Annotated in this window: 26 protein-coding genes, 2 tRNA genes and 1 pseudogene; 20 read left to right on the top strand and 9 right to left on the bottom strand. The window is 57.1% G+C overall.

The window, feature by feature from the left end; all coding sequences use genetic code 11:
• Window positions 1-533: 533 nt before the first annotated feature.
• From ED661_RS17415 to ED661_RS17430, 4 genes and pseudogenes are all read right to left on the bottom strand, one after another.
• The gene (locus ED661_RS17415) at window positions 534-1,040 is read right to left on the bottom strand and encodes a phosphoribosyl-AMP cyclohydrolase (protein ID WP_122075522.1); all 507 of its coding nucleotides are present in this window, start codon (window positions 1,038-1,040) and stop codon (window positions 534-536) included.
• A 78-nt stretch (window positions 1,041-1,118) separates the two neighbouring features.
• Window positions 1,119-3,039, bottom strand: a pseudogene (gene thrS / locus ED661_RS17420) (threonine--tRNA ligase).
• Window positions 3,036-3,284 carry a membrane protein insertion efficiency factor YidD gene (gene yidD, locus ED661_RS17425; protein WP_254054885.1) on the bottom strand — a complete coding sequence of 83 codons (249 nt, stop codon included), beginning with the start codon at window positions 3,282-3,284 and terminating at the stop codon, window positions 3,036-3,038. The pseudogene thrS and the gene yidD overlap by 4 nt, the downstream one beginning before the upstream one ends.
• A 63-nt stretch (window positions 3,285-3,347) precedes the next feature.
• On the bottom strand, window positions 3,348-4,490 hold the full coding sequence (locus ED661_RS17430; RefSeq protein ID WP_371412459.1) for a GTP-binding protein: 1,143 nt from the start codon (window positions 4,488-4,490) through the stop codon (window positions 3,348-3,350).
• Between the two features lie 80 nt (window positions 4,491-4,570).
• Between ED661_RS17430 and hisI the strand changes: the two genes are divergently transcribed.
• From hisI to ED661_RS17460, 6 genes are all read left to right on the top strand, one after another.
• Window positions 4,571-5,044, top strand: coding sequence for a phosphoribosyl-AMP cyclohydrolase (gene hisI, locus ED661_RS17435; protein ID WP_122075527.1), 474 nt, complete (start codon window positions 4,571-4,573; stop codon window positions 5,042-5,044).
• Window positions 5,045-5,183: 139 nt separating this feature from the next.
• Complete coding sequence (locus tag ED661_RS17440; RefSeq protein ID WP_122075529.1) at window positions 5,184-5,420, top strand: hypothetical protein; 237 nt, start codon at window positions 5,184-5,186, stop codon at window positions 5,418-5,420.
• 47 nt (window positions 5,421-5,467) lie between these two features.
• Window positions 5,468-5,797 (top strand): glycoside hydrolase family protein, encoded by a 330-nt coding sequence (locus tag ED661_RS17445; protein WP_254054886.1) that lies wholly within the window; start codon window positions 5,468-5,470, stop codon window positions 5,795-5,797.
• A gap of 255 nt (window positions 5,798-6,052) precedes the next feature.
• Complete coding sequence (locus ED661_RS17450) at window positions 6,053-6,448, top strand: hypothetical protein (protein WP_162930167.1); 396 nt, start codon at window positions 6,053-6,055, stop codon at window positions 6,446-6,448.
• A gap of 187 nt (window positions 6,449-6,635) precedes the next feature.
• A complete protein-coding gene (locus tag ED661_RS17455; RefSeq protein ID WP_122075532.1) occupies window positions 6,636-7,520 on the top strand; it encodes an AraC family transcriptional regulator in 885 nt (294 codons plus the stop codon).
• Window positions 7,521-7,586: 66 nt separating this feature from the next.
• Complete coding sequence (locus ED661_RS17460; RefSeq protein ID WP_122075534.1) at window positions 7,587-8,987, top strand: amidase; 1,401 nt, start codon at window positions 7,587-7,589, stop codon at window positions 8,985-8,987.
• A 252-nt stretch (window positions 8,988-9,239) separates the two neighbouring features.
• On the opposite strand, the gene ED661_RS17465 is transcribed toward ED661_RS17460, so the two are convergent.
• Both ED661_RS17465 and ED661_RS17470 read right to left on the bottom strand, forming a co-directional pair.
• Complete coding sequence (locus ED661_RS17465; RefSeq protein ID WP_162930168.1) at window positions 9,240-9,635, bottom strand: hypothetical protein; 396 nt, start codon at window positions 9,633-9,635, stop codon at window positions 9,240-9,242.
• Window positions 9,636-9,717: 82 nt separating this feature from the next.
• Window positions 9,718-9,792: transfer RNA gene (locus tag ED661_RS17470), tRNA-Thr, on the bottom strand.
• 246 nt (window positions 9,793-10,038) lie between these two features.
• On the opposite strand from ED661_RS17470, the gene murA reads away from it, so the two are divergent.
• From murA to ED661_RS17540, 14 genes are all read left to right on the top strand, one after another.
• A complete protein-coding gene (gene murA / locus ED661_RS17475) occupies window positions 10,039-11,307 on the top strand; it encodes a UDP-N-acetylglucosamine 1-carboxyvinyltransferase (RefSeq protein ID WP_122075538.1) in 1,269 nt (422 codons plus the stop codon).
• A gap of 3 nt (window positions 11,308-11,310) precedes the next feature.
• On the top strand, window positions 11,311-11,787 hold the full coding sequence (locus ED661_RS17480; RefSeq protein ID WP_122075540.1) for a DUF2948 family protein: 477 nt from the start codon (window positions 11,311-11,313) through the stop codon (window positions 11,785-11,787).
• Between the two features lie 26 nt (window positions 11,788-11,813).
• Complete coding sequence (locus ED661_RS17485) at window positions 11,814-12,341, top strand: GNAT family N-acetyltransferase (RefSeq protein WP_122075542.1); 528 nt, start codon at window positions 11,814-11,816, stop codon at window positions 12,339-12,341.
• Between the two features lie 58 nt (window positions 12,342-12,399).
• Window positions 12,400-13,704: a histidinol dehydrogenase gene (gene hisD, locus ED661_RS17490; RefSeq protein WP_122075544.1), complete on the top strand. Its 1,305-nt coding sequence runs from the start codon at window positions 12,400-12,402 to the stop codon at window positions 13,702-13,704.
• A 365-nt stretch (window positions 13,705-14,069) separates the two neighbouring features.
• Window positions 14,070-14,549 (top strand): UPF0262 family protein, encoded by a 480-nt coding sequence (locus ED661_RS17495; RefSeq protein WP_122075546.1) that lies wholly within the window; start codon window positions 14,070-14,072, stop codon window positions 14,547-14,549.
• Between the two features lie 3 nt (window positions 14,550-14,552).
• The gene (locus ED661_RS17500; RefSeq protein WP_122075548.1) at window positions 14,553-15,011 is read left to right on the top strand and encodes a low molecular weight phosphatase family protein; all 459 of its coding nucleotides are present in this window, start codon (window positions 14,553-14,555) and stop codon (window positions 15,009-15,011) included.
• Window positions 15,008-15,418, top strand: coding sequence for a ketosteroid isomerase-related protein (locus ED661_RS17505; protein ID WP_122075549.1), 411 nt, complete (start codon window positions 15,008-15,010; stop codon window positions 15,416-15,418). The genes ED661_RS17500 and ED661_RS17505 overlap by 4 nt, the downstream gene beginning before the upstream one ends.
• Window positions 15,419-15,434: 16 nt before the next feature.
• Window positions 15,435-16,028 carry a GNAT family N-acetyltransferase gene (locus ED661_RS17510; RefSeq protein WP_254054887.1) on the top strand — a complete coding sequence of 198 codons (594 nt, stop codon included), beginning with the start codon at window positions 15,435-15,437 and terminating at the stop codon, window positions 16,026-16,028.
• 86 nt (window positions 16,029-16,114) lie between these two features.
• Entirely contained in the window at window positions 16,115-16,993 is an 879-nt protein-coding gene (locus tag ED661_RS17515; protein WP_122075551.1) for a carbon-nitrogen hydrolase family protein, read from the top strand.
• A gap of 84 nt (window positions 16,994-17,077) precedes the next feature.
• A complete protein-coding gene (gene infA / locus ED661_RS17520) occupies window positions 17,078-17,296 on the top strand; it encodes a translation initiation factor IF-1 (protein ID WP_005620785.1) in 219 nt (72 codons plus the stop codon).
• A 177-nt stretch (window positions 17,297-17,473) separates the two neighbouring features.
• On the top strand, window positions 17,474-18,055 hold the full coding sequence (locus ED661_RS17525; RefSeq protein ID WP_122075553.1) for a nucleoside triphosphate pyrophosphatase: 582 nt from the start codon (window positions 17,474-17,476) through the stop codon (window positions 18,053-18,055).
• Complete coding sequence (locus tag ED661_RS17530) at window positions 18,052-19,074, top strand: ribonuclease E/G (RefSeq protein ID WP_122075555.1); 1,023 nt, start codon at window positions 18,052-18,054, stop codon at window positions 19,072-19,074. Before ED661_RS17525 ends, ED661_RS17530 begins: the two co-directional genes overlap by 4 nt.
• On the top strand, window positions 19,071-19,274 hold the full coding sequence (locus ED661_RS17535; RefSeq protein ID WP_122075557.1) for a DNA gyrase inhibitor YacG: 204 nt from the start codon (window positions 19,071-19,073) through the stop codon (window positions 19,272-19,274). Before ED661_RS17530 ends, ED661_RS17535 begins: the two co-directional genes overlap by 4 nt.
• 82 nt (window positions 19,275-19,356) lie before the next feature.
• A tRNA-Phe gene (locus ED661_RS17540) sits at window positions 19,357-19,431 on the top strand.
• 31 nt (window positions 19,432-19,462) lie between these two features.
• Here ED661_RS17540 and ED661_RS17545 read toward each other — a convergent pair.
• The 3 genes from ED661_RS17545 to ED661_RS17555 are packed head-to-tail and all read right to left on the bottom strand — an operon-like array spanning window position 19,463 to window position 21,033.
• Window positions 19,463-20,575, bottom strand: a complete 1,113-nt coding sequence (locus ED661_RS17545; protein ID WP_122075559.1) for a tyrosine-type recombinase/integrase — start codon at window positions 20,573-20,575, stop codon at window positions 19,463-19,465.
• On the bottom strand, window positions 20,575-20,811 hold the full coding sequence (locus ED661_RS17550) for a hypothetical protein (RefSeq protein ID WP_081893890.1): 237 nt from the start codon (window positions 20,809-20,811) through the stop codon (window positions 20,575-20,577). Before ED661_RS17550 ends, ED661_RS17545 begins: the two co-directional genes overlap by 1 nt.
• 15 nt (window positions 20,812-20,826) lie before the next feature.
• Window positions 20,827-21,033: a hypothetical protein gene (locus ED661_RS17555; RefSeq protein WP_122075561.1), complete on the bottom strand. Its 207-nt coding sequence runs from the start codon at window positions 21,031-21,033 to the stop codon at window positions 20,827-20,829.
• Window positions 21,034-21,050: the final 17 nt, after the last annotated feature.

Here is a 21,050-nt window from a genome sequence, read left to right on the forward strand (position 1 = left end):
AMGAGACAGTTCCTGAGGGCGATACGGATCTAGGCCTCGGCGACCTGACGTTCCAAGTCCTGCGCCATGAGATGTGACCGCTGATCTGAAGCCCGCATGGGCCAAGGCAGATATAAAAATTCACGACACTCTTTTTATACAAAGTATTTGGCTAATAGGCACAACTGGCTTTGTTGCACAAATCGTTTGTAGGGATTCATGCTGTGAATCCAGCATGATAGATGGGAGGTGTGAGTGGCAGGCCCTCAATAATGTACAAGACAAAAACTGGTCGTCTTACAATGCTAGTCTGAAGCAGCGTGGATCTCTGTCGGGAAATGTCGACCAGCGCGTCACAGACCGCCTCTGGCTGCAAGATCATTCGCGCCTTTGGCAATTGATCGAGCGGCAACCTATCGATTCATTCCTGGAAGCCCGGCAGCGGTTTGCGCTGCCAGACCGTTGAAGCGCAGTTTGACTGATGAATTGCAGTCAGACTTCCAGGTGCGGATACAAAAGCCTGCAATCATCGAGTGCAGGGATTTTGTCGAGGATCATTTGAGGGGCCCTGTTTTCAGGGCCGGTTCCGGCGGCTGGTAGGGCAGCGAGGAGTGGTGCAGAACGATTCGCAGCGTACCGGTTTCGTCCTTTTTGTAACCAAAGCTCTTGTCGACCGTGGTGACCGACCCGTCCGAGTTGGTCAGTTTGACCCAGCCCATCCACATCGCCACGTCGCCCTGAAGGAAGCTGGCCGAGGGGATGCTTTCCATCGCGCGCCAGCCCATGATCGCAAAGCCGTTGTCGAGCGGGTATTCTTGGGAGTGTCCACAGAAATAGGCCAGGGCCCCCGCCTTGGTTGGACGGAAGGTCTGCGCGCCACTGGCCATGGTCGGTTTGAACAGGACCGGCCCAAGATCGTAGCCATAGTAGCTGTCGATATTGGCAGAGGCGACCGCGCGAGCCGCTTCAATGCCACCCTCCTCGAAAGCCTTTGAAATGGCGATTTTTCCATTGCCCCAGGTTGCCAAGGCCGTTTCGATATCATCTTGAGTGATCGGCAAGAGTTGTTCCTTTTTCGTCTATACTTCAAAAAGCCCAGGGCGCAGGGGAACTCGGTACCACTTGACCGAGCGTCGCCATCAGCCGTGCCGACTGGGGGATTGCGCCTCTGCTACCAGTGCCTGCACGGCTTCCTCCATGGACAGAGTCTGGGTTTTGTCGGTCCCGTGGCGGCGGATGGTCACGCTGCGTTCTTCGGCCTCCCGCCCGCCAAGCGCGATCTGCACTGGGACCTTCTGCAGGGCGTGTTCTCGCACTTTATAGCCGATCTTTTCGTTGCGCAGATCGGTCTCGACCCGCAGCCCCGCGGCTTTCAACGCTCCAGCGACCTCTGTGGCCCAACCGTCTGCCGCACTTGTCACTGTGGCCACAACCGCCTGCACTGGTGCCAGCCACAGAGGCAGGTGCCCTGCGTGGTGTTCGATCAAAATGCCGGTGAACCGCTCCAGCGAGCCAAAGAGCGCCCGGTGCAACATGACCGGCGCCAGTTTGTCACCGGAAGGGGCAACATAGGTGGTGGCGAACCGTTCCGGCAGGTTGAAGTCCACCTGAAGCGTCCCGCATTGCCAATCCCGCCCGATGGCGTCGCGCAGGACATATTCCAGTTTCGGCCCGTAAAACGCGCCTTCGCCCTCAAAGATCGTATAGGGATGCCCCGCTTGATCCAGGGCTGTGCGCAGTGCCTCCTCGGCGCGATCCCAGCTGTCATCGTCGCCGATGCGGTTTTCGGGGCGGGTCGACAGTTTGATCCGCACGTTGTCAAATCCGAAATCGCGGTAGATGGAAAGGACCAGATCGTTGACCTTCAGGCACTCCTCGGTCAGCTGTTCGGGTGTGCAATAGATATGGGCGTCATCCTGGGTAAAGCTGCGCACGCGCAGCAGCCCGTGCAAAGCCCCCGAAGGCTCGTAGCGGTGTACCTTGCCAAATTCGGCGATTTTTAGCGGCAGATCGCGGTAGCTCTTGGTGCCTTGCCCGTAGATCAGCATATGGCCGGGGCAATTCATCGGTTTCAGGGCGTAGTCGCGGTCGTCCTCGGTCTTTGCCAGGAACATGTTCTGGCGAAAATTCTGCCAATGGCCGGAGGTTTCCCAGAGCGCACGATCCATGATGTCTGGGGAGTTGACCTCAATGTAACCTGCCTCTTCCTGACGATCGCGCATATAACCGATCAGCGTTTGGAACAATCGCCAGCCCTTGGCGTGCCAGAAGACAGAGCCGGGCGCGACCTCTTCAAAGTGGAACAGGTTCATTTCGCGGCCCAGCCTGCGGTGATCACGTTTCTCGGCTTCGGCCATCATCGTCATATGGCCGTCAAGCGCAGCTTTGTCGGCAAAGGCAACGCCATAGATACGGCTGAGCATCTGGTTATTGCTGTCACCCCGCCAATAGGCCCCCGCCACACGGGTCAGCTTAAAGGCGCTGCCCGCATCACCGGTGCTACGCATATGCGGTCCCCGACACAGATCCAGCCAATCCCCTTGGCGATAGACCTTAACCGCCTCGCCCTCAGGGATCGCGTCAAGCAGCGCGACCTTGTAGGGCTCTCCGGCGGCTTCAAAGTGCTGCTGAGCCTGCTCGCGGCTCCATTCTTCGCAGGTGAAGGACGTCTTGCTGGCAATGATCTGGCGCATCTTTTTCTCAATGACGGGCAGATCCTCAGGCGTAAACGGCGTGTCGCGCTCAAAGTCATAGTAGAACCCATGCTCGATAGCGGGGCCAATGGCCGTTTTGGTGTCGGGCCAGAGCGCCTGGACGGCTTCCGCCAGAATATGGGCCAGATCATGACGGATCAGCTCCAGCGCGCGGATCATCGCGGGACATCAGTTCTACCGCGGCACCATCGGGGAAGGGCGCAGACAGATCGCTCACCTGGCCATTCACAACCGCAGCCACCGTGCGCTTGGCGAGGCTGGGGCTGATGGAGGCGGCAAGATCGGCGGCAGTGCTGGCAGGATCAAGCGCGCGGGTCGCGCCATCGGGCAGGCTAATGGTGATCACTTTGAAGTCTTTCTTTCGCGGGGGCAGGGCACCGGATCGTAGCCGCTGCCTCCCCAGGGGTTACAGCGGGCAAGGCGCCAGAGCGTCAGCCATGATCCGCGCAGCGGTCCATGTGTCTCCAGCGCCTCGATGGCATAGGCGGAACAGGTGGGTTGAAACCGGCAGGCATGGCCCAGCCAGGGTGACAACAGCAGGCGATAGCCACGCACAGGCAGGGCCAATAACCAGACAGCAAAGGCGCTGATCGGGCCGCGGCTGACCTGTGGCGCAATTGGGCGCTTTGACTGGGAACAGCAGCTCGGCATGGCTCAGAACGGCATCTCGATGGTCTCGACCATCATGCCGCCGGGCAGGTCTTTTGATCCGGCACCGTCTTTGGGCTGCATCAAGAGCATTTCCAGGCTGGCCTGCAGATCCGCCTGCTCCATGTCGCGTGCGATCACAACGACACGGCTGGTTGTGTCCTGCCCCGACCAGCTCTTTATTGGTACGGGGGCCTCAAAGATGTGCTGCACCCCGTGAAAGACAAATGGGTACTGCAGCCCTTCGACATGCAAAATACCCTTCATGCGCAGGATGTTCGGGCCTTTGAGCGCGATCAGCGTATCCAGCCAGAAGTCAAAAACATCCGCCGGAATTGGTTCTGTTACTTCGATGGATGCGGAATTGATCCGGTGATCATGATGGGCCACTGGCGCCGAGGGGCTGAAGGTGGCAGGCGTTGCAGGCTGGGCTGAGAAGCCGGAAAGCCCTGCCAGGGGATCGGGCTTGGCCATTTGCGCGGCCAGCCCCAGCCAATTGTCCACCTCTGATGATGTCACTTCGGTTTGCATGGCGGACAGGCCAAAAAGCACCCCCAATGGGACGCTCCCGTGGTCTGCATAGATGCGCCGTGCAGAGGCATTGATGCCTTCTAGCCGGGTCTCGAACCGGGACAGATCAAAAGCTTCGACAAGATCTGTTTTTGACAGGATCAGCACGTCGGCCATAGCGACCTGGTGAACCGCTTCGAACTGCTGATCGAGCGTTTTCATTCCTGTTGCCGCATCGGCCAGTGTCACAACACCGTCTAGCCGATAGGCCTGGGCGATCTGATAGTCCGTGGCAAGCGTGTGGACGATCGGGCCTGGATCAGCGATACCGCTGGTTTCAATTACAACCCGGTCGAAATCGACCTTTCCTGCAAAGCGTTTGTCAATCAAAGCCGCGAGCGTTTTAGCAAGATCGCTCAGGATTGCACAGCACAGGCAGCCGGATTGCAGCAATACGGTTTCCTCGGTCGCCTCCTCGATCAAGTCGTGATCAAGACCCACATCCCCGAATTCATTCATGATGACAGCAATCCGCCCGGCCTCCGGATCGCGGATCAGGTGGTTGAGCAGCGTTGTCTTTCCCGCGCCCAAGAACCCCGTCAACAAGGTGACAGGAACGCGGTTGTCCATTGATGCCATTTTGGCCTGCGCCTCAAAAAGTATCTGCTTTCAGTTGTGAACCGTTATGCTATAACATCTCAAAACACAAGAGAGCCAAGATGACACAATTGAAATTTCAATCCCGTCAAACCGTGGAACAGGTCGAAGAAAGCACAGATCTCGCCCCCAAGTTTGACGAAGATGGCCTTCTGCCCTGCATCACCACCGATGCCGCCACGGGTGAGGTGCTGATGCTCGGTTGGATGAATGCCGAAGCCTTCCGCTTGACCATCGAAACTAGTGAGGCGCATTACTTCAGCCGTGCCCGCCAGGTACTTTGGCACAAAGGCGCCACCTCTGGTCTGGTCCAGAAACTGGTTGAAGCGCGCATTGATGATGATCAGGATGCGCTGTGGCTGCGCGTCGATGTCGCCGGGTCCGGTGCGTCTTGCCACGTTGGCTATCGCTCCTGTTTCTACCGGGCGGTCCCGCATGGAGCAGAGGCTGGTGGCCCGCTGACCTTTGTCGAAGACCACAAGTCATTTGATCCCGTGGCTGTTTATGGTGATGTGCCAAACCCAACCCAACTCTGAACTGTATGCGTCGAGCCTTGGCGGGGCCAAGCGCGCGGCCGTGCCTAGCCCTTTCTCCCTATCGAGCTTTGGCTTTCAAATATTATTGCGCGAACAAACACCGGGATATTCTAAAGGCGGTATGTCAGAACGTAGTCCAATGCAGGCCGCAAAAGCCATGTGGCACAGACAACGCATCAAGCGTTTGGTCAGAGAGTATCTCGGCAGCGGTGCGGCCTGCCTCGTCTCGGTCCGCGAGACAATTTGTACCGATCCGGGCTGCACCGGACCGGCAACCGAGGTGCGCGTAATGAACCTGAGCTTTTGCGAAACCCGTTTTACCATCCACAAGCCAATATCTTCTGTGTCAAATTCCGACATCTTCGAGATTCTTTGACCGAAGATAAAGTCGCCAGAATGCTGCGAAATGCACGAATAGCCGCAATGCGAAAGCTGCAGCGCAGCGTTCAAATAACCAGCGGACAGCGGCTGTGGGCCGATCGCGCCTCTAAGGAGCGGCCTTGCGCCCTAGACTTTGCAAAATCCGCTAGCCGGCTGCCCTCTGAGCGAGACGCAGCATATGTGAGCCTTGCCTATAATGTCGGGATCCGTGGGATAGGGCGAAGCACCGCGACACGCGGCCTGAATGCAGGGGGTGTCGCGGGTGGGTGCCAGGCACTGACCTGGTGGAACAAGGCCGGAGGGCGCGTTGTGTGCGTACTGGTGCGTCGTCGCACTGATGAATACCGGCTCTGCATGTTGGGTGTGAGCTGATTATTGGGTGGCTTCGCTGGATTCCGCACATCGCCCTTGTCGGGGCCGTCTGGTGGCTGGTTGATCTGGTCAATGACCGGACCCAACTGCGCGAGGATCTTGCAGCGATTAAGTCCGACCTTTCCAGCAGGAATGCAGAGCTGGAACGGGCCGCAGAGACCGTTTGCATTCACCACGCTCACCTGGACCGCGCTTCCGATGAGGCGCGCGGCTGGGCGGCGCTTTCTAAAGATCTGCAATCCATGGAGGGACGCCATGCGCCTTTATCCCCTTTGCTTGCCGCTATTGCTGGCCGGATGCTTCGGGCTGGGCAGTGAGCCGATTACGCCACCACCCAGAGTGCCGGCCGATCTGCTGCAGCCCTGCGCTGGCTACACCGGGCCAGTGCCGCAGTCTGAAGGACAGATCTCGGATGCCCTGGTTGCCGAGGCGCGAGGTAGGGCCTGTGCTAATGGAAAACTCCAAACCGTTTCAGAGATCCTGAAACAAACCCAGCCCGAACAAGGGTTGATTGTTCCACTAGAAATAGAGGCCCTCAGGGTCGTGCAGGACACGGTGTTTAGCGAGAATGGCATCCTGGTGCAGCTCTCGGATACCCTGCGCACCTATGAGCTGCAGGGCGTCCGTCAGATCGACGGTAACGGGATCTAAACCCCGCTGCGGGTCTGGGCGGAGTGAAGAGGCGCAGTAGGAGGTAATGGCGGCTTTGCGCAGGTAGCGACCTTTGCAAAGTGGTGCCCGAGGCGCAAGTGAAGCGGATGAAGCTGTTCCTCCAAACAACGTTCAATATGGTCGCAAACCCCATTTAACTCCGCGAGGAGATTGCTAGTCTGTACGAATGCAGACACAGGATCGAAACCGAACAAAGATTGCCAGAGCAGCCCTCTATATCGAAGAGAACCTTTCGGAGCCATTGCGAGCCTTTGACATCGCCAACAAGGCAAATCTCTCGCCCTTTCACTTTCAGCGCTTGTTTTGCGCATACATGGGGGAACCCGTAAGCCAATACATCGTTGTACGCCGGTTGGAGGCCGCAGCCTTGGAACTGGCAAGCAACTCATGTGCCAATATTTTGCAGGTTGCTCTGGACTATGGTTTCCAGACACACAGTGCGTTTTCCAAGGCCTTTAAAAAGCAGTTCGGCGTGAGCCCATCCGCGTTTCGCAATGATCCAGATGCGGCAGTAAAAGGCATTGATCAAGACCGGCGATTTCTCATCAGCTCCCCTCCTAGCAAAACGATTGAGACCCTGGGCATTGCAAAACTGGAAGCGTTTCATTTTCTGCACCGCCAGTCATCCGGAACGCAAGAAGGACAGTTCTTTCAAAAAGGTAACCAAGATGTCGCCCTGCAGTTCTCATCGCTACTGGCCTCCCCCTCACCTCCTGATCTGTTCCTGATGAGTTGTTTTCCGAGCACGCCACAAAAGCTGAACGATGGCGATGTTCCGATCTGGTTCGGGGGGGCATTCTCCGCAACCGCAGAAAGTGATTGGAGCAAAGATTGGCATAGGTTTTCAGCGGGAAACTGGGCCGTTTTTGAACATTGGGGGGAATATGATTTTCTCTATCAGACATGGAACCAGATCTACCGCAACTGGTTGCCGCAGTCCGATCATGTTTTACGCGACGACATCCCCTTTGAAGCCTACCTGAGCCCAGGGGATGAAGCCGAAGGGGTGCCTCAACTCACTCACATCTACATTCCTGTCAAAAAAGCATGATCGGAACAGCAAGGCCAATTTTCACTTGTTACTTCGGGTTCAACTCTGAAACCCGAGGATCAACAAATGTCACTTCATCAACTCTCAGCAACCCAGATTGTAAAAGGCCTGAAATCCGGTGAACTTACTGCACATCAAGTTACGCAAAGCCAACTGGACCGCATCAATCGGCTGAACCCTGAGATTAACGCAATTGTCGCTACAAACGAAAAACCTGACAATGACATGTTTGGCAGTCTGGCTGGGTTGCCAATCACACTTAAGGATCAAATTCACCTTAAGGGAATGACATGTACCTTTGGCTCTGAGCAGCACAAGGACTTTCGCCCCACCCGGACGGCGCCGGTAGTTGAACGGCTATTGAGCGCAGGTGCTCATGTCATTGGGAGGACCAACCTGCCGCCATTTGCGATGGATTTTCAATGCAGTAACCCGCTGTTTGGCACAACCAACAATCCATGGAACATAGACTATACGACCGGCGGCAGCAGTGGGGGCGGCGCTGCTGCTGTTGCGGCAGGTTTGAGTTTTCTTGACATCGGAACCGACTTAAGTGGCTCTTTACGCATTCCGGCATCCTTCTGTGGTGTCTTCAGTTTGCTGCCAACCGAGAACGCCCTGCCAAATGACGGGATGATGGCGAATGGCGCTGCACCACTCCGACATTTTGCTCGCATGGGACCGATTGCCAGAACACCAGAGGACCTTGATTTGGCATGGGCCCATATGAGCGAGCCGACCGGTGAAGCAGAAAAGGAATTTGTGATGCCGGATGCCTTTTGGAGCGTTGACAGCGCTGGGATAGAGGTCTGCGACGGCATCCGTCAGTGCTTTGAGAACGCCGCAAAGGAATGGAGAAAATCCGGCTTTCAAGTATCTCAGGGCCAGCCAAAACACTTTGATTTCTCGCGCGCACGCCGCGCATTTGGCGAGATCATGGGCTTTGAAACTGGCGAGCTGATACCTGCGTCAGTCCGCTTCCTTGCCCGCCTCTTTGGACGTTCTAGCGCTCGCAGGTCTCCGGCGTTTATCGCCAACGTTATGCTTGGGTATCGCCACAATCAGAAACGCTATGATGACGCGCTTGCTGAAAAGGCAGTTTTATCTGAAGCTGTTGATGCTTTTCTGGGTGAGAATGGCATCTGGCTACTTCCTGTAACCGCAGTCTCTGCATTCAAACATATGGCGCCAACCAGCGATCGGAGCGGAATACGCGACTACGCCAACCCGCTGTTCATCAACGGGCAACCAGTGAATTACTTTGATGCCATGACGTCGTTTGTCACGCCAATCTCATTGACGGGGCACCCAGTTGTCACCCTGCCGCTCGGGCAGGATAAAAATGGCTTGCCGATCGGAGCTCAGTTGATTGGCAAGAAGGGGCAGGAAAGGCACTTAATCCAAACTGCGAAGTTTCTCTATGACGTTTTGAAGAAAGCAGATTGCCCAATGTTTACACGCGCGTAGGCAACGAAGAAGGACAGTTGCAGCCCTGATAGCGGTTTCTTCAAAGCAGCAATTGGCGGGAATGCAGGTCACGAACCTACCTGGCCTCAAAATGACTGTTTTTTCATCGTGGGCCAGCGTCCGCTATGGGCTGCCTTCAGACTTTGTGCGTTGGAGTTTCCTTCTTGGATGACCTTTGGTTCTAGGGCTGGTCAGGCTAGCTAGTCTCGCCTATTTTTTTCGCTAATGTTAATGCGCGGCGAAACCGAACTTTCAGTGATCGATCGGCACGAACTCTATGTGATGTGCAACTGCGGTCATGCTGAAACCGTGCGGGTTCTGGATCTCATCGAGAAACTTGGGGATCAGGTGAGGGTTGGTTTTGCCATCAGTAAAATGCGTTGCTCGTGGTGTTGGATGAAGCACGTCAGGGAATACCGGATCACCTTCTCCGCGGGCTCCCAATAGCTCCGCGGGCTCCCAATAGCGCTTTTTCGTGGTGGCGGCTTTGGTTTGAGTGAGTCTTGTTGCAGCAAGAGAAAAACCCATAGGCCCTGGCATCAGCTGGGGCATTTCTCTTTGATACGAAAAGAATCGCGGATTCTGCCAGTGCGGCATTTCTCCGCAATTGGAACGAAGTGCGAACAGATTTTGCCAATTTTTTGCCACACCCTGTCGCACGTTCTTGCAGTGTTCTGCAAATCAGCTCGCAGCGTCTTACAGAAAATATATAACAATCAAGGGGGTTTACTGGTGCTGCTGGAGAGAATCGAACTCTCGACCTCTCCCTTACCAAGGGAGTGCTCTACCTCTGAGCTACAGCAGCGCCGGTGAAGGGGCTTTTAGGGATAAACACCGAAGGGCGCAAGAGCTTCTGGACGGTTTTTTCTCACTAAGTTACAGAAGGTTTATGGCAGAGAAAAAAACACAGAAATCGAGCCCTTCTCCCACTCAGCGTGAGGATCGGCTAAAAGCCTCGTTGAAGGCTAATATGGCGCGTCGCAAGGCGCAGGCAAAAGCGCGTGCAGTGAAACAAGACACAACGACCGAAGAGTCGGAAAGGTAGAGGCAGATGGATTCGATTTTGGTAAAAGGTAACGGCCCCCTGAATGGTCAGATTCCAATCGCAGGGGCAAAGAATGCCTGCCTCGCTCTGATGCCCGCGACCCTGCTCAGCGAAGAGCCGCTGACACTGACCAATGCGCCACGGCTCAGCGATATCAAAACCATGACCGAGCTGCTGCAATCGCTGGGGGCCGAGGTCTCCAGCCTGCAGGATGGTCTGGTTCAGGCACTGTCGAGCCACACTATCGACAACCACGTCGCCGATTATGAAATTGTGCGCAAGATGCGCGCTTCAAACCTGGTGCTGGGGCCAATGCTGGCCCGGCTCGGTCAGGCGGTGGTTTCCTTGCCGGGCGGCTGTGCCATTGGTGCGCGCCCGATGGATCTGCACATTCACGGGCTTGAAGCATTGGGTGCCGAGATCGAACTGAAAGATGGCTACCTGCACGCCAAGGCGCCGCGCGGCCTCAAAGGGGCCGTGATCCAGCTCGGCTTTGCCTCCGTCGGGGCGACTGAGAACATCATGATGGCGGCGACCCTGGCCAAGGGCACCACCCAGATCAAAAACGCCGCGCGCGAGCCTGAGATCGTCGATCTGGCCGACTGTCTGAAGAAGATGGGCGCTCATATTGAGGGCGCCGGTAGTGAGGTCATCACCATTGAGGGGGTCGACCGTCTGCATGGCGCCACCCATCCGGTGGTCACGGACCGCATCGAACTGGGTACCTATATGCTGGCGCCTGCGATCTGTGGCGGCGAAGTCGAACTGCTGGGTGGACGTCTTGATCTGGTTGGCGCCTTTGTGGAGAAACTGAATGAGGCAGGTGTTGATGTCATCGAGACCAAGGCGGGTCTGAAGGTCAAACGGCGCGGTGACCGCGTTAAAGCGGTGAATGTCACCACCGAGCCCTTTCCCGGCTTCCCCACGGATCTGCAGGCCCAGATGATGGCCCTGATGTGCACCGCCGAAGGCACCAGCGTGCTGGAAGAGAAAATCTTTGAGAATCGCTTTATGCATGCGCCCGAGCTGATCCGCATGGGGGCCAAGATCGACGTGCAGGGCGGCCATGCCACGGTGACCGGCGTTGACCGCCTGAAAGGCGCGCCAGTCATGGCTACTGACTTGCGGGCCTCGGTCTCATTGATCCTGGCCGGTCTTGCGGCCGAAGGGGAGACCATCGTTAATCGGGTCTATCACCTGGATCGCGGCTATGAGCAGGTGGTGCGCAAATTCTCAGGCGTTGGGGCCCAGATCGAACGCATAAAAGGGAGCTGACCTATGTCAGACGCGAGCTTTCATGATGGGCGCGAGGCCCCGCTGAACCTTGGCGCGCTGAGCGCCGAGGATCTCCAGGTGGTGTCCACTCTGGTGCAGGATGCCGTCTTTCCCATCAACGAGATGAGTTGGCGCGCTAAGGAACGCCGCTTTGCGCTCCTGCTCAACCGGTTCCGCTGGGAGGATCTCTCCAGCGCCGAAAAACGCGGCCGCCCTTTTGAGCGGGTTCAGTCACTACTGGTGATCGACGCGGTCCTGGGCGTTGCCTCCCAGGGCATTGATCGCAGCGACAAGGAGATGGTTCTGTCGCTGCTCTCGGTCCATTTTGAACCGGGGGAAGATGGTGCAGGTCACTTGCTGCTCACACTTGCCGGTGATGGCAGTATCCGACTGGCGGTTGAAGCCCTTGAGGTCAGCCTGCGCGATGTCACCCGTCCCTATGTGGCACCCTCTAAACAGGCGCCGGATCACGGCGACTAAGGTAAAAACCGGGGGATGCCGTGGACATGCAAAACAAGCGCGGCATTTCACAGGTCTTTTCAGCTTTGCCCCTCTCGCAGGAACTGGTGCTGCGCCCTGCCACGGTGTTTGACGTCTTTGAAGTGAGCGAGGTTTTGGTGGCCTCCATCACCCAGCTTTGCCAGCGGGATTCTCTTGGCGATCCGGAATGCTTGGCGCAGTGGTGCGGCAACAAAAGCCCTGCAGATATCCGGGGTTGGATTGCCGCTGGCGTGGTCCCCACCGTTGCGACTTCACCTGAGAGAATCTTAGGAGTTGGTCTGATAGGGCCGCAGGCGGAGGTCTCGTTGTTGTATGTCGCGCCCTGGGGCATCAACTGCGGCGTTGGCGGCGCGTTGTTAAGGCATATGGAAGCAGAGCTCGCAGCACAGGGACATACGGCGGCGCAGTTGACCGCGACCAAAAGCGGGCTGGATTTTTATCTGTCGCAGGGCTGGCAGTGCAGTGGGGCGGCGACCAATTGCTTTGGCTTGCCAGGGCAGCCTATGCGCAAACTGTTGCAGGCGGCGCCGTAACGCTTGTCGCAGGCTGCTCTGGGCGATATGTCGACCCTAACAGCCAGAGAGAGCCGATATGCCCGTTTTCCTAGACTCATCAGACGCAGATTTTGAAACCGCCTTTGCCGGGTTGCTCAATGCCAAGCGCGAGGACAGTCCGGATGTAGATGCCGCTGTTGCTGAAATCATCGCAGATGTGCGCGCGCGCGGAAATGCCGCGGTCCTTGAACTCACCGCCAAGTTCGACCGCCTGGATCTCACCGCTGACCAGCTGGCGATCTCGGAAGCCGAAGTGGATGCAGCCATTGCCACCGTGTCACCGCAAGAACGTGCCGCGTTAGAACTGGCTGCTGAACGCATCCGTGCCTACCACATGCGGCAAATGCCGACAGATGCGCAATGGCAAGACGCCACCGGGGCGACATTGGGGTGGCGCTGGTCGCCGGTTTCGGCGGCCGGGCTCTATGTCCCCGGCGGGCTTGCCTCCTATCCGTCATCGGTACTGATGAATGCGATTCCAGCGCAGGTGGCTGGGGTGGAACGCCTGGCCATCACCGTACCAGCCCCGGACGGGGAGCTGAACCCGCTGGTCCTGCTGGCGGCGCGCCTGTCCGGCGTCACAGAGATCTACCGCATCGGCGGCGCCCAGGCGATTGCGGCACTGGCCTATGGTACCAAAACAATTGCCCCGGTGGATAAGATCACCGGCCCCGGAAACGCCTTTGTTGCCGCCGCCAAACGGCGGGTTTTTGGCAAGGTCGGCATCGATATGATCGCCGGACCGTCCGAGATTCTGGTCATCGCTGATAAGAACAATACCCCTGACTGGATCGCGCTGGATTTGATGAGCCAGGCAGAACACGACGAGAGTGCTCAATCACTGCTGATCACGGATGATGCCGATTTTGGCCGTGCTGTCGCCAAGGCGGTTGAGGCGCGATTGGAAACATTGGAGCGCCGCGAGATTGCAGGTGCCAGTTGGCGTGATTTTGGTGCGGTGATCACGGTTCGTGATCTGGACGAGGCCGCAGAGCTTTCCAATCGTATAGCCCCTGAACATTTGGAGCTTTGTGTTGCTGATCCGCAAGCGCTGAGCCTGAAAACCATCCATGCAGGGGCGATTTTCCTTGGCCAATACACTCCAGAAGCCATTGGGGACTATGTTGGCGGACCCAACCACGTCTTGCCAACAGCGCGCTCTGCCCGCTTTTCTTCCGGGCTCTCCGTGATGGATTTTGTAAAACGTACCACCCTTAGCCAGATGACCCCTGCTTCCCTACGTGCAATTGGCCCCGCCGCCGAAGTGCTCGCACAAAGTGAAAGCCTGGAGGCTCATGGGCTTTCCGTGACTGCCCGCCTTGAGGCCCTAAACCAAGAATAAGGGGGGGCGCTGCCCCTCTTGGCCTGTGGCCAATTCACCCCGGGATATTTTGGGCCAAATGAAGATTGGTCACCTCTCGGTCATGCGCTGGCGCAGACCGAGAGGCTTCACTTGGCACGGCCATCGGCGTCCCCGCCTGTTCCGCCTCTTGAGCCTAGAAGCATAGCAAGAGCGATTCCCAGCTTCATTTGGCCCAAAATATCCTCGCCGAAGGCAAGAGTTTCTCTTTTGTTGCCCTGTTTTCGAGAGTTTCACGGCCATTTTTTGTTGTACGGACAGCTGTACTGTGGACTGTCTGTTTGCCCCAGGCGGCGCCATAGATTAGAGAGATTGGTGAACCGCTTTTTCGACAGAGACCAAAACCCATGAGCCGCATCAGCCAAATCGATTTGGACGACCGCAATCTGCCTCCGCCCACGGCTGAGATAGAGCAGGAGCGCAAGGTTGCGATTTACGATCTGATCGAAGAAAATTCCTTTACCTTGCCTGAACGGGCCGACCGTCCAGTTGTGGATGGCCCTTATCATTTGGGTCTTTCCATCCGCGAGAAACGTCTGGTGTTTGATTTGGAGACCGAGGCTGGGCAAAAGGCTGCGGAATTCCATCTGTCACTCTCACCTTTCCGACAGGTGGTGAAAGACTATTATCAGATCTGCGAGAGTTACTTTTCGGCGGTGAAAACCCTGCCCCCCAGCCAGATCGAGACCATCGACATGGCGCGGCGCGGTATTCACAATGAAGGTAGCCGGGTGCTGCAGGAACGCTTGGAAGGCAAGGCAGAGGTTGATACCGACACTGCACGCCGTCTTTTTACGCTTATTTGCGTGCTGCATTTTGGGGGCTGATGCGTGAGCGAGTTGCCGCAGTCCGTTTTGTTCTGCTGTGATCATAACGCGGTCCGCTCGCCTATGGCCGAGGGGATCATGAAGAAGTTTTACGGCACTGGCACCTATGTGCAGTCTGTGGGCGTCAAAAATGATCTTGAAATCGACGGGTTCTGCGTTACTGTCTGTCAGGAAATTGACGTGGAGCTGTCGCGCCACCGGTCGCGCTCTTTTGACGAGATGGAACAATGGGGCGATGATCTGTCGTCCTTTGACTTGGTCATCTCTCTCTCGCCCGCCAGCCAACGTCGCGCACTGGAACTGACGCGGGTCTTTCATTTGGACGTTGAATACTGGCCGATCATGGATCCCACGGGGCTTGGTGAAACGCGTGAGGCCAAGCTGGACAGCTATCGGCAGACGCGTGACCAGATTATCCAACAACTTACAGCGCGCTGGGGCGAAGCCACGGAGATCCTATGACCAAGACCATTGCCCGTTATTTTGCGGCCTTTAATGCAGGCGATACAGCAGAAATGCTGGACTGCCTGTCCGACAATGTTGCCCATCACGTCAATGAAGGCGAGATACGACTGGGCAAGGAACGCTTTGCCGAATTCTGTTCTCATATGAGCCGGTGCTACAAAGAAGAGCTGACGGGCATTGTGCTGTTTGGCACTGAAGATGGCTCTCGTGCGGCGGCCGAATTCATTGTCAATGGAACCTATCTTGAAACTGATGAGGGGCTGCCAGAGGCCAAGGGGCAGACCTACCGCCTGCCTGGAGGGTCCTTTTTTGAGCTGCAAGATGGCAAGATCACCCGGGTGACCACCTATTACAATTTGGCTGACTGGATGGCGCAGGTTTCTGGCAAATCGGCCCAGGCCTGATGGCATTGTGAGCTCTGTGCGTCTCGAGATCCTGGCCAGTGCGGCGCTGGACCGCGTTTTGCCTGCACTCGCAGGGCTGCGCATAGAGGTGTTTCGCGACTGGCCTTATCTGTATGATGGCGACCTGGAATACGAAACAGCCTATCTGCAAAGCTACCGCAACAGCAAAGAGGCCATCGTTGTCGGTGCCTTTGATGGCGGGACTTTGATTGGGGCCTCGACCGGTACCCCGTTAACCGATCACGCCGAGGATTTTGCTGCGGCGTTTGAAGGTCGAGATATTGATCTGAACTGTGTCTTCTACTGCGCCGAATCAGTGCTTTTGCCTGCCTATCGGGGCCTGGGTCTGGGGCATGAGTTCTTTGATGCCCGCGAATCCCATGCCCAGGCGTGGGGCTATTCCAAATCGGCATTTTGCAGCGTGCTGCGACCAGTTGATCACCCGATGCGCGCTAAAGACTACAACCCGCTGGATCCTTTTTGGCGAAAGCGGGGTTACGTGCCGATGGAGGGGGTTGTTGCACAGTTTTGCTGGAAAGATCTCGACAGTTCGACCGCAACAGATAAGCCGCTGCAATTCTGGGTGCGGGATCTGACTGCGACACCTTAAGGTCGCAGCGGTTCAAAGCGAGAGTTGCCATTTCTTTTTTGATCTGGCCTGTTGGGGCTAGTCATAATCAACAAGGACCAGAGCATATGAAAATCGCGACCGCGGCCTATCCGCTTGATTGGCTCGACAGCTGGGCACAGTATGAGGACAAGCTGGCGACCTGGGTGGCGGATGCTGCGGGGCAGGGCGCTGATCTGCTGGTTTTCCCTGAATATGGTGCGATGGAGCTTTCCACTTTGGATGGTCCCGGTGTTGCAGCACACCTGCAGGCCTCTATCTCTGCAGTCTCGGATCGGATGGAAGAGGCCGCAGCACTGCACCAAAGGCTCTCTGCCGAATATAACGTATATATTCTAGGGGCTTCGGCACCAGTGCGGGCAGGGTTTGATTTGCCGGTCAACCGGGCTGAGTTTTACAGCCCCTGTGGCGCGCGGGATCATCAGGACAAGCAGATCATGACCATGTTTGAGCGTGATCCCTGGCGGATTGGCGCTGGTGGGCCGCTCAAACTGTTTGATACGGCGCTGGGCAAGATTGGTGTATTGATCTGCTATGACAGCGAGTTTCCTCTTTTGGGGCGGGCGCTGAGTGAGGCCGATATCATCTTGGCGCCGTCCTGCACCGAGGCCCTTGCTGGCTATTGGCGGGTGCGCATTGGCGCCATGTCCCGCGCGCTTGAGGGGCAATGTGTTACGGTACAGTCTTCTATCGTTGGCACCGCGCCCTGGTCGACCTCAGTAGAGGTCAATATGGGGACGGGGGGCATTTTTGGACCGCCCGATACCGGTTTTCCGGCCACGGGGGTTATTGCCGAAGGCAGATTGGGTCAGCCCGGTTGGACCCTGGCGGAGGTGGATCTAAAATCCATTGCAGATGTGCGTGCCCGGGGCGTGGTACGCAATCGCAGCCACTGGCCAGAGCAGGAGCAGAGGATAAAAACCTCTAGAATCCTTCTGAAGCCGTGATTGCGCCCTTGAAATATTGGGAAAATAGGCTCATTTAGTCCCAGTTCCCGCAGATCGGCGGGGTAATGTGAAGATGGAGACAACATGGCCAAGGAAGATACGCTCGAATTTCCCGGTGTCGTGAAGGAACTCCTGCCTAATGCGACGTTTCGGGTCGAGCTGGAAAACGGCCATGAGATCATCGCACATACGGCAGGCAAGATGCGCAAGAACCGCATCCGTGTTCTGGCTGGCGACCGGGTACAGGTGGAAATGACCCCCTATGACCTGACCAAGGGCCGGATCAATTACCGCTTCAAGTAAGCTGTTGATCCGCCAATTGAACCAAAGCCCGGCCTTTGTGCCGGGCTTTTGTATGTGCGGCCCTACGGGCCGCTGCCTCTGGCAGGAATATTTTTGGAAAGATGAAGTCCAGGGCGGCTCTTTCTTCGTGAAGCTTTCCGCTTTATGAGGGGGTGAATTGAAAAAGGGGCCAGGGTGATGGCATTTATTCTGGGATCAGGCAGTCCACGACGGCTGGAGCTTCTGGCGCAGCTGGGAATCAAACCTGACCATATACGTGCTCCGGATATTGACGAGACGCCTATGGCGCGGGAACTGCCGCGCGTCTATTGCGCCCGGGTGACCCGTGAAAAAGTAGGGGCTGTTCCTGCCGAAACCGATGATGTGGTGCTCTGTGCCGATACCACTGTGGCCTTGGGGCGCCGCATTTTGGGTAAACCTGCGGATGCCGGCCAAGCGGCCGAATTTCTGCTGGCCCTTGCCGGGCGTCGCCATCAGGTGATTACCGCCGTTGCCGTCCGTCGCGGCGAGCGGCTTTGGCAGCGCTCGGTGGTGAGCCAGGTTAAGATGAAGCGCCTCTCTGACGCAGAGCTGAACGCCTATCTCGCCAGCAATGACTGGCAGGGCAAGGCCGGGGGCTATGGTATTCAGGGAGCTGCGGGGGCGTTTATTCCCTGGATTAGTGGCTCCTTTACAGGAATCGTTGGTCTGCCCCTTGCTGAGACCGCAAATATGCTGCAGGCCGCTGGCTGCCAGCTTTACAAGGAGGCCGCCGCATGAAGGGCCGTTCGATCATTCTGGACCACATCCAAGGCCGCGAAGCCGCTGCCCTTATGGTGGATGGCAGGCTTGATGATTTCCTCATTGACGGCGATGCGCCGCTGCCAGGGACCATCTACCGCGCCCGTGCCGATCGTCCTGTCAAGGGGCAGGGTGGGATGTTTCTATCCACTCCTGACGGCCCAGCCTTTTTACGCCAGGTTAAGGGGCTTGCTCCGGGGCAGATGCTGCTGGTGCAGGTCACAGGCTATGCTGAACCCGGCAAGGCAATTCCTGTCACCCAGAAGCTGCTGTTCAAAAGCCGCTATGCCATCGCCACACCGGGAGCGCCTGGGCTCAATATCTCCCGCTCCATTCGTGATGAGGAGGAGCGCGACCGGCTACTGGAGATCGCGCATGGTGCTCTTGAAGGTGCGCGCTATGGCATGATCCTGCGCTCGGCCTGTGCGGGGGCGGATGCGGATGAGGTGGCCGAGGACATCGAAGCCATGGCGGATTTGGCTGCACAGGTGCTCGCCGATACAGAGGGGGAGATGGAGGTTCTGACCGAAGGTGATACTCCTCACCTGCGGGCTTGGCGTGAGTGGTCAGAGCCCGCTGAGCTCTTCCGTGAAGGCGGTGATTTTGAACACCACGGCGTGCTGGATGCGCTGGATGTTACGCTTAGTATCCGGGAACCGCTTTCGGGTGGTGCTCATCTGTTTATTGAACCCACCCGGGCGCTTGTGGCTGTGGATGTGAATACCGGCAGCGATACCTCACTGGCGGCGGGAACCAAGGCGAACATCGCCTGTGCAAAACACCTGCCCCGCGCCCTGCGCCTGCGTGGGCTTGCCGGTCAGATCGTGATTGATGTTGCTCCCATGCCAAAAAAGGATCGTAGCACCTTTGAGAGCGCGCTACGTGCAGCCCTGCGGGTGGATAGTGAAGAAACAACCATGGTGGGATGGACCAACCTGGGCAATTTTGAGCTTCAGCGTAAACGGTCCCGTGTTGTGTTATCGGAACTGCTGACATGAGCTGCCCGATCTGTGGGTCGGAGACCCAGCAGGCCCATCGCCCATTTTGTTCCAAACGCTGCGCAGATTTAGATTTGGTCAACTGGCTGAATGGCAGCTATGCGGTTCCGAGCAATGACCCAGAAGACATTGAAAACGCATTGAAAGAAATGGAAAAAGTGGAGAGTGGGCCTGTTGGAAAGCTTCCAACCCAGCATTAGTGCTTTTCTTTTAAAAACCCTCTGGACACCACCGCATGGACGTCATAGAAGGCCCCCACCCAAGGTGAACAACCTTTCCCGTGCCCGGGTAGCTCAGGGGTAGAGCAGTGGATTGAAAATCCTCGTGTCGGTGGTTCGATTCCGCCCCCGGGCACCATTTAACATCCTGATATATTTGTATTTTTTGCTCATGATTGATCCTCGTTTCGGTCAGGTTTGACGCTTTTCTGCGAAGGTTTGACAATCTTCGCGCGCTTTTCGTTTTCTTTTTCCAGCGTCGCTATGGTTTCGCGGTTCTTTTCGGCAAGGTTGGCCGAGCGGGAATAGTGCCGCGCCATGGAAGGTGTCTTCTGTCCTAGAAGGTCGGCGATGCGGCGTTCATCGAGCCCTGCTTCGCGCAAAGTCGTGGCGACGGTGTGCCGCAAGCCCTTGAGGGTCAGGCCTTTTTCAATAAGGCCTTCATTCTCAAGGGCGGTTTTGAAGCGGTGCCAAACGGTCGAAAAGCCGTTGTATGTCCATGCCTCACCGCGCGAATTGGAAAGCACAGTCTCGGCGTCGTGGTTAGGCATGCGGTTAAGCGCGGCCTGAAGGGTCGGGCTGACCGGAATCGCAACCTCTTCGCCTGTCTTGCCGCGTACGCCCCAGATCGTGCCGCCGTCGACCTGATCATTCCGCAATCTTAGGGCGTCGGACGGGTCGAGGCCGGTGTTCATCATCAGGGCAAGGGCCACGCGCACATGAGGCTTGGCCTTGCCCAAGACGGTGTCCCGTTCTTCGATGGTCCAAGGGCGGTTGGCATATGCGCGGTCGCGCGGGCGTCTCTTGGGAATGACGTCTTTGGCGAAGTTGGCGGAGATGAGCCCCTGCGGGATATTGTAGCGAAACACCTCGCTGAGAAGCGTGCGGACCATATTTGCCCGCCGCCAACCAATCTTCTTTGCGGCCTTGTCATGGATACCCGCGATTAGCGGTGTGTCGATAACGTGGATCGGCGTATCGCGGATCGGCTCAAGGAAATCGGCACATTTGCGGTAGTCGCGCCGGGTGGCTTCGGCGAGGTTTTGGAAGTGCTCGGTCTCAAAGTAGGACTGGATCAGCCCCCCAAGTGTTCCGGCCTTCGGTGCCTTCGCCCGCTGCGCCTCGGCGATCGCGCGGATCGTCTCGCATTCGGCAAAGAACTCGGCGGAACCAATAGGCGCGTGGGTCAGGTCAACCTTGTGGCCGGTCTCGCGGTGATAACATCGCTGCTTGCCGTGCCGGTCCTTGAAAATCTTGAACCCTTTGACCCGCACCTGTGTCATCAAAGGCGGTCCAGAATGGTGTCGCGGGTATCGGTCACAGCCCCAGACTTCACATCATCAATCCAGAGATCGAGGTCACGGCGATCCCAAAGCAGCGTGCCTTGCTTCAACTCAACGGGGCGCACGGGACAAGCCGCCTTGAAGTGCTTCACCGGCAACCCGGCATAACTCGCGGCTTCGGACTGCTTCAGCATGCGCTTGTCGATCACGCTGATATTGAGATTGGTCGTCGCCATAACCGGACACCCCCGTCAATTCGCCATCGAACTCTCGGCCCTTTTGACCTTGGTCGCGTTCTTCTGAAACCGCTCCCAGCCGCTCATCGTCAGCATCTTGGTCTTCGATGAGATCTCCACGAACTCTAGCTTCCCGGTGTTCATGAGCGCGCGAATTTGCGCAGGACTGAGCCCAACGATCTCGCTGAGCTGTTTGGGAGAGAGAAGACGTTCCTGGGTCAATTTCGGCCTCCATCGCT

The sequence above is a fragment of the Pseudophaeobacter sp. EL27 genome (assembly GCF_900313025.1).
Taxonomy (GTDB): Bacteria; Pseudomonadota; Alphaproteobacteria; order Rhodobacterales; family Rhodobacteraceae; genus Pseudophaeobacter.

Excerpts from the sequence above, each read along its gene's own strand:
- ED661_RS17430 (WP_371412459.1), bottom strand. The coding sequence starts at position 4,490 with ATGGCATCAATGGACAACCGCGTTCCTGTCACCTTGTTGACGGGGTTC.
- hisI (WP_122075527.1), top strand. The coding sequence starts at position 4,571 with ATGACACAATTGAAATTTCAATCCCGTCAAACCGTGGAACAGGTCGAA.
- ED661_RS17440 (WP_122075529.1), top strand. The coding sequence starts at position 5,184 with ATGCAGGCCGCAAAAGCCATGTGGCACAGACAACGCATCAAGCGTTTG.
- ED661_RS17445 (WP_254054886.1), top strand. The coding sequence starts at position 5,468 with ATGCGAAAGCTGCAGCGCAGCGTTCAAATAACCAGCGGACAGCGGCTG.
- ED661_RS17450 (WP_162930167.1), top strand. The coding sequence starts at position 6,053 with ATGCGCCTTTATCCCCTTTGCTTGCCGCTATTGCTGGCCGGATGCTTC.
- ED661_RS17455 (WP_122075532.1), top strand. The coding sequence starts at position 6,636 with ATGCAGACACAGGATCGAAACCGAACAAAGATTGCCAGAGCAGCCCTC.
- ED661_RS17460 (WP_122075534.1), top strand. The coding sequence starts at position 7,587 with ATGTCACTTCATCAACTCTCAGCAACCCAGATTGTAAAAGGCCTGAAA.
- murA (WP_122075538.1), top strand. The coding sequence starts at position 10,039 with ATGGATTCGATTTTGGTAAAAGGTAACGGCCCCCTGAATGGTCAGATT.
- ED661_RS17480 (WP_122075540.1), top strand. The coding sequence starts at position 11,311 with ATGTCAGACGCGAGCTTTCATGATGGGCGCGAGGCCCCGCTGAACCTT.
- ED661_RS17485 (WP_122075542.1), top strand. The coding sequence starts at position 11,814 with ATGCAAAACAAGCGCGGCATTTCACAGGTCTTTTCAGCTTTGCCCCTC.
- hisD (WP_122075544.1), top strand. The coding sequence starts at position 12,400 with ATGCCCGTTTTCCTAGACTCATCAGACGCAGATTTTGAAACCGCCTTT.
- ED661_RS17495 (WP_122075546.1), top strand. The coding sequence starts at position 14,070 with ATGAGCCGCATCAGCCAAATCGATTTGGACGACCGCAATCTGCCTCCG.
- ED661_RS17505 (WP_122075549.1), top strand. The coding sequence starts at position 15,008 with ATGACCAAGACCATTGCCCGTTATTTTGCGGCCTTTAATGCAGGCGAT.
- ED661_RS17515 (WP_122075551.1), top strand. The coding sequence starts at position 16,115 with ATGAAAATCGCGACCGCGGCCTATCCGCTTGATTGGCTCGACAGCTGG.
- infA (WP_005620785.1), top strand. The coding sequence starts at position 17,078 with ATGGCCAAGGAAGATACGCTCGAATTTCCCGGTGTCGTGAAGGAACTC.
- ED661_RS17525 (WP_122075553.1), top strand. The coding sequence starts at position 17,474 with ATGGCATTTATTCTGGGATCAGGCAGTCCACGACGGCTGGAGCTTCTG.
- ED661_RS17530 (WP_122075555.1), top strand. The coding sequence starts at position 18,052 with ATGAAGGGCCGTTCGATCATTCTGGACCACATCCAAGGCCGCGAAGCC.
- ED661_RS17535 (WP_122075557.1), top strand. The coding sequence starts at position 19,071 with ATGAGCTGCCCGATCTGTGGGTCGGAGACCCAGCAGGCCCATCGCCCA.
- ED661_RS17545 (WP_122075559.1), bottom strand. The coding sequence starts at position 20,575 with ATGACACAGGTGCGGGTCAAAGGGTTCAAGATTTTCAAGGACCGGCAC.
- ED661_RS17550 (WP_081893890.1), bottom strand. The coding sequence starts at position 20,811 with ATGGCGACGACCAATCTCAATATCAGCGTGATCGACAAGCGCATGCTG.